This window comes from Cryobacterium sp. Hh7, from assembly GCF_004403155.1.
GTDB lineage: Bacteria > Actinomycetota > Actinomycetes > Actinomycetales > Microbacteriaceae > Cryobacterium > Cryobacterium levicorallinum.
Genome location: NZ_SOHG01000030.1, coordinates 34,751 through 43,389, shown reverse-complemented (window position 1 = coordinate 43,389; position 8,639 = coordinate 34,751). Strand labels below are relative to the sequence as shown.

Annotated in this window: 9 protein-coding genes; 4 read left to right on the top strand and 5 right to left on the bottom strand. The window is 65.7% G+C overall.

Going from position 1 to position 8,639, the window contains the following annotated elements; translation table 11 throughout:
- Positions 1-426 (top strand): substrate-binding domain-containing protein (locus E3T43_RS10565; RefSeq protein WP_134472427.1); only part of this gene is annotated, 426 nt, incomplete at its 5' end.
- Positions 427-583: 157 nt separating this feature from the next.
- Here E3T43_RS10565 and rplL read toward each other — a convergent pair.
- Together rplL and rplJ are read right to left on the bottom strand one after the other, a co-directional pair.
- Positions 584-967 (bottom strand): 50S ribosomal protein L7/L12, encoded by a 384-nt coding sequence (gene rplL, locus E3T43_RS10560; protein WP_092340409.1) that lies wholly within the window; start codon positions 965-967, stop codon positions 584-586.
- Between the two features lie 54 nt (positions 968-1,021).
- On the bottom strand, positions 1,022-1,537 hold the full coding sequence (gene rplJ, locus E3T43_RS10555; RefSeq protein ID WP_092448362.1) for a 50S ribosomal protein L10: 516 nt from the start codon (positions 1,535-1,537) through the stop codon (positions 1,022-1,024).
- A gap of 343 nt (positions 1,538-1,880) precedes the next feature.
- On the opposite strand from rplJ, the gene E3T43_RS10550 reads away from it, so the two are divergent.
- Together E3T43_RS10550 and E3T43_RS10545 are read left to right on the top strand one after the other, a co-directional pair.
- Positions 1,881-3,635: an MDR family MFS transporter gene (locus E3T43_RS10550; RefSeq protein ID WP_134472426.1), complete on the top strand. Its 1,755-nt coding sequence runs from the start codon at positions 1,881-1,883 to the stop codon at positions 3,633-3,635.
- Positions 3,628-4,089, top strand: a complete 462-nt coding sequence (locus E3T43_RS10545; RefSeq protein WP_134472425.1) for a MarR family winged helix-turn-helix transcriptional regulator — start codon at positions 3,628-3,630, stop codon at positions 4,087-4,089. Before E3T43_RS10550 ends, E3T43_RS10545 begins: the two co-directional genes overlap by 8 nt.
- Here the strand turns inward: E3T43_RS10545 and E3T43_RS10540 are convergent.
- Both E3T43_RS10540 and E3T43_RS10535 read right to left on the bottom strand, forming a co-directional pair.
- Complete coding sequence (locus E3T43_RS10540; protein WP_198414345.1) at positions 4,086-5,603, bottom strand: HAMP domain-containing sensor histidine kinase; 1,518 nt, start codon at positions 5,601-5,603, stop codon at positions 4,086-4,088. The genes E3T43_RS10545 and E3T43_RS10540 overlap by 4 nt on opposite strands.
- Complete coding sequence (locus E3T43_RS10535; protein WP_134444113.1) at positions 5,600-6,349, bottom strand: response regulator transcription factor; 750 nt, start codon at positions 6,347-6,349, stop codon at positions 5,600-5,602. The genes E3T43_RS10540 and E3T43_RS10535 overlap by 4 nt, the downstream gene beginning before the upstream one ends.
- A gap of 201 nt (positions 6,350-6,550) precedes the next feature.
- Here E3T43_RS10535 and E3T43_RS10530 point away from each other — a divergent pair, with 201 nt between their 5' ends.
- Positions 6,551-7,420 carry a hypothetical protein gene (locus E3T43_RS10530; RefSeq protein WP_134472424.1) on the top strand — a complete coding sequence of 290 codons (870 nt, stop codon included), beginning with the start codon at positions 6,551-6,553 and terminating at the stop codon, positions 7,418-7,420.
- Between the two features lie 13 nt (positions 7,421-7,433).
- Here the strand turns inward: E3T43_RS10530 and E3T43_RS10525 are convergent, their stop codons facing one another.
- A complete protein-coding gene (locus E3T43_RS10525; RefSeq protein WP_134472423.1) occupies positions 7,434-8,549 on the bottom strand; it encodes a hypothetical protein in 1,116 nt (371 codons plus the stop codon).
- Positions 8,550-8,639 lie beyond the last annotated feature (90 nt).

Below are 8,639 nucleotides of genomic sequence, written 5' to 3'. Positions count from 1 at the left end.
CTCACAGCAGAGCAGTTCACCGCCCGCCAGCGCTACCGTGTACCCGGAATCGTGCTACCAAGTCACCGGACTGGCGCTACCCACAAGCGCTACTCGCCATTCGGGCTTATCCTCGCCGCGCGAGAACTGGGAATCCGGGTTCCCACCGAGCTCAGCGTGATCGGAATCGACGGCCATCCCTATGCCGAGATGTTCCGGCTGACCACCCTCGCGCAACATCCACGCGCCCAGGGCGAATTGGCCGTGCGCACGCTGCTCGCCGAGCTCGCCGCCCGAAACGGGATGAAACTCCGCACCCACCGCGAGAGCGCCGGAGCCGACCCGACGGACCCGAGCGGCACCGAGGACTCCATCGTGCTGCCGACCAACCTGGTCATTCGCTCGAGCACCAGCGCGCCCCGGGCACGGCTGCGCTCCCGCTCCTGAACGAACTGCCGCAGCTGAGTCTGGGCTGCCACGAGCGTGTCGTTCCCCGTCCACAAAAAAGGGGCGCCGTCTCCTTTCGGAAACGACGCCCCTTGCACGCTGATCAGTCCGAAGACTGGTCGGCTACGCCTCAATCAGAGCCCCTGTGGGGCGTTGATTACTTGAGGGTAACGGTTGCGCCGGCCTCTTCGAGGGAAGCCTTGGCCTTCTCGGCAGCATCCTTGGCAACGCCCTCGAGGACGGCCTTCGGCGCGCCATCGACAACGGCCTTGGCCTCGCCGAGGCCCAGGCTGGTGAGCTCGCGCACAACCTTGATGACCTGGATCTTCTTGTCGCCAACGGCGTCAAGGATGACGTCGAACGCGGTCTGCTCTTCGACCTCTTCAGCAGCAGCGGCGGGGCCAGCGGCTCCGGCAGCGGCGACGGGAGCGGCTGCGGTGACCTCGAAGGTCTCCTCGAACGCCTTGACGAACTCGGAGAGCTCGATGAGGGTCAGGCCCTTGAACTGCTCAAGCAGGTCTTCAGTGGAAAGCTTTGCCATGATGTACTCCTATTAGTTTCTTAAAAATTCGTGAACCGTGAACCAGGCAGGTGCCTAGTTCGCGGACTCCTGCTTCTCACGCAGCGCGTCGATGGTGCGAACAGCCTTCGACAGCGGTGCCTGGAAGAGATAAGCGGCTCCGAACAGCGATGCCTTGAAGGCGCCGGCCAGCTTGGCCAGCAGCACCTCGCGGGACTCGAGGTCGGCAAGCTTGCCAACCTCCGCTGCGGTGAGCGGGTTACCGTCAAAGTAACCGCCCTTTACCACCAGGAGAGGGTTTGCCTTGGTAAAGGCACGCAGGGTCTTCGCGACGGCGACGGGGTCTCCGTGCACGAAGGCGATAGCGGACGGACCGACAAGTTCCTCGTCGAACGAGGTGATGCCGGCATTGTTGGCCGCAATCTTGGTGAGCGTGTTCTTTACCACGGCGTACGTGGCGTCCTCACTGATGGACTTACGCAGGCTCTTGAGCTGCGCAACAGTGAGACCGCGGTACTCGGTGAGCAGAACGGCGGTCGAGCTCTGGAATTTCTCCGTAAGCTCGGCGACCGTTGCTTCCTTGTTCGCCATGGTGCTCCTCATTAATAATCATGTGCCGGGTAGCCCGGGGCGCAGACATGAAAAAAGCTCCAGCGCAGGGCGCCGGAGCTTGGGGAACAATCCAAAAGACTGTAACTGAACTTCGAACACCTGCGCGGGCCGTTCACGTGAATGAACCTTCGTCTGCACTTCTGTCTTTCGACATAGCGCAGCAACCGGCGGTCTGTGGCTGAAGTTCACCCTACGGCAGGTTGCGGGCGCGCGCAAATCAGCATCCGCTTACCAGCCAGTGTCGCGTCTGCCGACGCGAAATGGTTGACATGCATCCACTACCTGCCTATCGTTGATATCTGTCAACCATTTAAGGAGTCGCATGGCCCGCGCCAGTCGAACCGCTCGAGAGCCGGCCCCCGACGGTTCGATGACCCACCGCCAGGTGCTCGAAGCTCTGTCGGGCCTGCTGCTGGGCATGTTCGTGTCGATTCTGGCGAACACCGTCGTGAGCACGTCGCTGCCGCTCATTTTGAGTGACCTCAAGGGCTCGCAGTCGGCCTATACCTGGGTCGTCACGGCGACGCTGCTCGCCACGACGGTGAGCACGCCCATCTGGGGCAAGGTCGCCGACCTGTTCAACCGCAAGCTGCTCATTCAGCTGGCCCTCGCCGTCTTCGTGATCGGCAGCGCCCTCGCCGGTTTCTCGCAGGACTCGGGCACCCTCATCGCGTTCCGGGTGCTGCAGGGCCTCGGCGCCGGCGGCCTGGTCGCCCTCAGCCAGATCATCATGGCCGACATCATCAGCCCCCGCGAGCGCGGCCGCTACGCCGGCCTGTTCGGCTCGGTCATGGCCCTCGGCACCATCGGCGGCCCGCTGCTCGGCGGCGTCATAACGGATGCCTTCGGCTGGCGCTGGAACTTCTTCATCGCCCTGCCGGTGGCAATCGTCGCCATCGTGCTGCTGCAGCGCACCCTGCACCTGCCGGCCCGGCCGAAGCGGGTCGTAAGCATGGATTATCTGGGCGCCGCGCTCATCACGAGCGGCATCTCCCTGCTGCTGATCTGGGTGACCCTGGCCGGTTCGCAGTTTGAGTGGCTGTCGCTGACCTCGTGGGTCATGGTAATCGGTGCCGTCCTGCTGCTCGTAGCGGCCGTCATCGTCGAGATGCGCGCCACGGAGCCGATTATTCCGCTCAGCCTGTTTCGCAATCGCACCTTTACCTTCGCGACGGTCGCGAGCCTCGCGGTCGGCGTCTCCCTGTTCGGAACCTCCGTCTTTCTCAGCCAGTACATGCAGCTCGCCCGCGGCGCGACGCCAACCGAGTCCGGCCTGCTCACCATTCCCATGATGGGCGGCCTGCTCATCTCGTCGACGCTGTGCGGAACCGTGATCAGTCGGCGCGGCACCTGGAAATCGATCATGGTCTCCGGCTCCGTGCTCATGCTCGTCGGCACCACCCTGCTCGGCACGCTCGATGTGCACACCAGCCTCGTCTTCGTCGGCGTCTATATGTTTACCCTCGGAGCCGGCCTGGGCATGGTCATGCAGAACCTCGTTCTGGTCGTGCAGAACACCATTGAGGTGCGACACCTCGGCGTCGCCACCAGCTCGGTCACCTTCTTCCGCAGTCTCGGCGGCGCGGTCGGTGTCTCGGTGATGGGGTCGATTCTGGGCAGTGTCGTCGCCACGCAGATCAGCAGCCGCGTCGGCAATCTCAGCCCCGCCAATCAAGCGGATGCGGGTCGACTGCTGGGCGACGGTGTCATCCCGCAGGTCAATCTGCTGCCCGCCGTGCTGCGCATCATCGTGGAAACGGCCTACGGCTCCGGCGTCGGCCTGATCTTCCTGGTCAGCGCGCCGCTGGTTCTCGTGACCCTTCTCATGGTGTCGCTGCTGCCCAATCATCCGCTCGGCACGGAGACCGGCATCGATCGGGTGCGCTCGGCCACCGTAGAGTCGACTCCGGCGCCGGAATCGACCCGGCTGCGCGAGACGGAAACCGTGGAGGACATCGTGATCGACGTGAGCGCGGCATCCGCTGGACTGCTGCCGGTTGGGCGCGCCCACGATACCCAGTCGATTCGTATCGTGCGGCCCGCCAGCGACAAGACCAGGACAACACGCGATGAGTGACACGGTCACACCGACATTTGTGGATGGCGAGAGCCCTGAACTCGCCCGGGTTGAGGCGCAAATGGCCCTGCTCGCCTCGGGAATCCGGGCCAGCACCCGGTCGACCGCGGCCAGCATCGACCCGGCCCTGGAGCCGTTCGGGCTGGCTGTGCTGCGCGTGCTCGCTCGACGGGGTGAAACCCACGCCGGAGTCGTCGCCGAGGTGCTCGCGGTGGATCGGAGCATGATCAGCCGCCAGGCCAGGCTGCTCTGTGGGCTGGACCTCGTCGGAACCCGGGTCGATCCGCTCGACGGTCGCGCGCGGTTTCTGGCGCTCACCCCGCTCGCCGAGGCGAAGCTGGCCAAGGTGCGCCGCGAGCGCACCGCTCTCGTTCACCGACGCCTCAGCACCTGGACGGCCGCCGAGCTCGACCAGTTCGCCGTTCTGCTGGAGCGGCTGAACGAAGCCGACTAGGCCGCGACGAGCGGAAGCGCCACTCGAAACTGGGTGCGACCGGGAACGCTCTCGACACTGACTTCGCCGTGGTGCGCAGCGACGACCGCTGCCACGATGGCGAGGCCCAGGCCGGTGCTGCCGGTTCCGCGAAAGCGTGAGCTGTCGCCGCGGGCGAACCGTTCGAACAGGGTATTTTTGAGGGCATCCGGAATGCCCGGACCGTTGTCGGTGACCGTGATGACGGCCTGGTCGCCGATGGCGGTGAGCGCGATGACCACGCTGCTGCCGGCATCTGTGTGGATCCGGGCGTTAGCGAGCAGGTTGGCGATGACCTGACGCAGGCGCGGTTCGTCGCCGGTCGCGTCGATCGGTTCTTCGGGCAGCTCGACGTTCCAGCCGTGATCGGGGCCGGCGGCGTGCGCGTCGCTGACGGCGTCGACGAGCAGCATGGTGAGGTCCACCGGCTCCAGTTTGAGTTCGCGGCCCTCGTCGAGGCGGGCCAGCAACAGCAGATCCTCGACCAGCCCGGTCATGCGCACCGACTCCGACTCGATGCGACCGAGCGCGTGCATGGCGTCGGGCGGCAGCTCCTGGCCGCTGCGGCGAGTGAGTTCGGAATACCCGCGAATGGATGCCAGCGGGGTGCGCAGTTCGTGGCTCGCGTCGGCGACGAACTGGCGCACCTTGCGTTCGCTCGCCTGCCGAGCCTCCAGGGCGAGGTCGACGTGGTCGAGCATGCGGTTGAGGGCGGCGCCGACCCGGCCGACCTCGGTGCGCGGATCGGTGTCGCCGGCCGGAACCCGATCATCGAGCGAGACCTCGCCGCGGTCCAGCGGCAGCTGCGCGACCCGGGTGGCGGTCGCGGTGACCCTCTGCAGTGGGCGCAGGGTCAGCCGCACCACCCATGCGGCGATGATGGCGACGATCACGAGTCCGACGAGCGAAACAAGGCCAACGATCAGGGCCAGTTGGGCGGCCGTGGCAGCAACTCCGGAAAGCGGAAGGCCGACCAGATAGAGCGTGCCGGTGCGGGACGTTTCGGCCTGCACCCGGTACTCGCCGAGTTCGCCGCCGAGGTGCACCGTGACCGGCGTCGATTGGTTGACGTGGTCGGCGAGGATCTGCACCTGCTCCGACGTGAGCGCCTCGATCTGTCCGCTCTCGTCGTCGGTGTAGCCGGTCGTGATGCTGGTTCCGTCGTAGACGAGGGCGAGCAGTCCGGGCGGCTGGGCCGGGCCGCTGAGAATGCTGTCGGCCGTCGGAGTGCCGAAGTAGGGGTTGCCGGGCAGGTCGCCGAGACGGTCGCCGTCGTTGTCGCCGACGCCGCCGAGCGCGGCCCCGGAACGGTCAGCGGCCGAGGCGAGCTGTAGGTCTAGCCGGTCGACCAGGGAAGCGCGCAGAATGACGACGCTCACTATGCCGATCGTGATGCTCACGACCGCGAGCAGCCCGACGACGGTGAGCACGAGGCGGCGCTGCAGGGTCCAGGGCGAGCGGGGGCGGCCGCGGCGACGGGGCATCCGCTCAGTCATGAAGCAGTTTTGAGCATGTAACCGGCGCCACGCACCGTGTGGATCATCGGCTCGCGGCCGACATCGACTTTCTTGCGCAGGTACGAGATGTAGATTTCGACGACGCTGGATTTGCCGCCGAAGTCGTAGCTCCAGACCCGGTCGAGAATCTGGGCTTTGCTGAGCACCCGGCGCGGATTGCGCATGAGAAAGCGCAGCAGTTCGAACTCGGTCGCGGTCAGTTCGATGGCGTCGCCGTCGCGAAACACCTCGTAGCTGTCCTCATTGAGGGTGAGGTCGCCGACGGTAATGCGCGGGTCGGTCGAGTCGGCCACGGCGAGGGTGGAGCGGCGGATGAGACCGCGCAGCCGGGCGACGACCTCCTCGAGGCTGAACGGTTTGGTGACGTAGTCGTCGCCGCCGGCGGTGAGGCCATTGATGCGGTCGTCGAGGGAATCCTTGGCGGTCAGAAACAGCACCGGTGTCTCGTAGCCGTCGGCGCGCACCCGCTGCAGCACCTGCAGGCCGTCGATGTCGGGCAGCATGATGTCGAGAACGATGGCGTCGGGGCGGAATTCGCGGGCGATGCTGAGTGCCTGGCGGCCTTCGCCGGCGGTGCGCACCTCCCAGCCCTCGTAGCGCAGGGCCATCGAGAGCAGATCAGTGAGCGTCGGTTCGTCGTCGACGACGAGTACGCGAATGGCACTGCCGTCGGCCTTGGTCAGTCGGGGGCCGTGGCCGGTGTGCGTGCTCTCACGTGTGCTCATAGTAGTAAGTATCGCTACTTTTCTATGAGTCGACTATGCGTTGCCCTAGCCCTCACTGTGAGCAGCCTTGCCCGGGCATGCGAATTTGCCGCGTGCTGGGGCAATCCTTGGGTTTCGTCCCGAATTCTGCCGTAAATCCTGAGGTGGGGCGAGCAAGATCGATCAGACACGAGGTGCGACACGGGGGAACCGGCCACGACCTTGACAGCCCTGCTCCGCCGCCGAGCACTACCTTCGAGCCCTGCTGCACTCGTCGACCACGCCCCGGCCGATGCCCACAATCTGACCGACGTCGGCAAAAAGACCTACTTTCTGGTCTACGGACGAGATGCGCTGTTCTGCTTCGACGGTTCGAGCCTGGCCACCGTGCCTCAGGCCCCGGCAGGAATCACGCGCATCGTCGCCGTGGGCAGCGACCTGTATCTGACGGCCGAGTCCGACCGGCATCCGGGTCTCACGTCGATCCATCGCTATCGCAACGGCCGGTTCACCTTCATCGCCACAACCGAGGCCTCGCAACTGCTCCTGACCAGCTTTCGCGGACGAGCGTACTTTCGCTTACAGTCCGGCCTCTGGTACGTCAACGGCCGTGACCTGGTTCCAGTAGCCGGATCCCCGATCGATATTCTCGCCCTGACGGTGTTTGGTCAGGAACTCTATATCGTTCACCATGACTCAGAGGTGTGCGCCATCTCGAGCTACCGCGGGTCATTGTTTACCCGGCTGGACGGTGTTCCCGCCGACGGGCTGTTCGAGTTCGCCGCCCTTGACGAGGCGCTATATATACGCACGCGCCGTCACGTCTATGTCTGGGCGCGGTCAACCTTCAGCCTCGCATCGAGCGGGCGATTCACCGGTCTGGTCGCCTACAACGAGGTGCTCTATGCCAAGGCCTCCGGAACGAGCAAGCTCGGGGTGCTCGACCGCACCGGCTTCTCTGAGCTCGCGAATACCCCACCGCTAAGTGGGGAGATCAACATCGTTCGGGGTGGTCTGTACTTTCTCGACCGCGCCGGACGGCTGCACACGCATCGCACGGCTGCCCCGCCGCTTCGCGCGTCGATTGGCTGAGCGCGCTCGCGGTTTATTTCAGGATGTTGAGCAGTTCCGGCGCGGGCACGAGCGCGTGGCTGCCGGGCAGGAACAGCCGCTGGCAGCCGTCGAGTTCGACCTGAATCGACGTGTCGAGCCGGGTGCCTGCGCGCTCCGGCCAGAGCACCGCAAACCGGGTCGGGTCGGTGCTGCACTCGGGCGCCTGCGAAGCGGATGCTGCGGCGGCGAGCAGCGCCGCAGCATCCGCTTCAAGGGTGCTCGCGCCGGCAAAGGTGCCGAACTGCAGGTTCATCATTGCGCCGAGAGCGAGGTCATCGATCCCCTCGACGGAGTTGGGCTCGCTGAGGTCGGGGTCCTGCTGCAGATCGACCGTGTAGACGCAGACGCTCGCGCCGTCGACGCCGGCCAAGGACGGAGCCTCGGTCGGCGGCGCCGGAATCATCTGCACGTCCTGCCCGATATCTCCGGGATTTAGGTACGTCTGCAGGCCGGTAGTGCCAAAGAGCAGCGACTGTTCGGGTGCGCCGGTGCTCATCGCGCAATTGGCGTCGAGCGCCTCTCGCGTGACCTGCAACACGAGCGGAAGCAGGGTCGTGTCGGTCAGCTCGAGCTCGTCGAGAGCGGTGTGGGTCGCCGGCTTGGTTTTGCCGCAGGAGGTGCGCGGCCAGGCCGCCCGCAGCGCCTCACCATTGGAGTTTTGCAGCCAGAGTGTGGGCACCAGCTCCATGTCGGCGGTGCAGGCCTGGTTGGGGCCCGCCTGGTCGCTGGGTTCGGCGAGCGCCGACTGCAGCGCACCGAAGTCGCCCTCGAGGGTCTCGACCTGCACGGCCGACCAGCGGCCCTGCGCGTCGTCGAGGCTGCCGAAAAAGGTGCAGCGATAGGCGGTGACGGGGTTGAAGTCGGCCGGAACCCGTCCCGGATCCGGTGCGGCGGGGTGCTCGGCGGTCAGGTCGGTTTGGGTCGGAACACCCTCCTGCACGGCGATGTCGTGATTGAGGTTGGGCGCCTGGCAGTCGACCCCTTCGACGAGGTGCGCGATCGGAGCGTCGGTCGCGGCGGGGAAGCCGGGGAGGCCGGCGCATCCGCTGAGCAAAATGGCGAGCGTGATCGCGACTGCGCCTCCAGCTGTGCGTGCGCGGTGCGACATAGTATTCCCCCGGTTGGTTGCCGTGCACTCACGCTAGCGAACTCAGATCACTTCGCGATAACGATTCTCAGAGTTTCGGGGCTGCCGAGC